The organism is Leifsonia sp. SIMBA_070 (assembly GCF_046534635.1).
Classification (GTDB): domain Bacteria; phylum Actinomycetota; class Actinomycetes; order Actinomycetales; family Microbacteriaceae; genus Leifsonia.
This window is the reverse complement of the sequence record NZ_JAWRYK010000933.1, coordinates 1-236: the sequence shown is the minus strand read 5'-3', so window position 1 is coordinate 236 and position 236 is coordinate 1. Positions and strand designations below refer to the sequence as shown.

The following is a 236-nucleotide window of genomic DNA, read 5'->3' as shown; positions in this document are numbered from 1 at the left end:
CTATAATCATAATTACCTGAACCACCAGTTGAGACAAATGATATTGTTCCATTACTAACACCACAATCCGGAAGGAATGTAGGTGTTGGTACTACTTTAAGAGGCTCGTCAATAAGTATCGTTTTTTCATCTTCACAACCGTTTTTGTCTTTGATTGTAATTTTATGACTTCCTGAATGCAATCCTGAGAATGTAGCAGGGAAAGTTCCGGTATAAGGTACAAAAGTACCATTATC

1 protein-coding gene is annotated in these 236 nt (G+C 36.4%); it reads right to left on the bottom strand.

The features are described 5' to 3' along the window. Positions 1-236: hypothetical protein (locus SB754_RS22940; RefSeq protein ID WP_410784557.1), on the bottom strand; the 236-nt coding region annotated here is incomplete at both ends.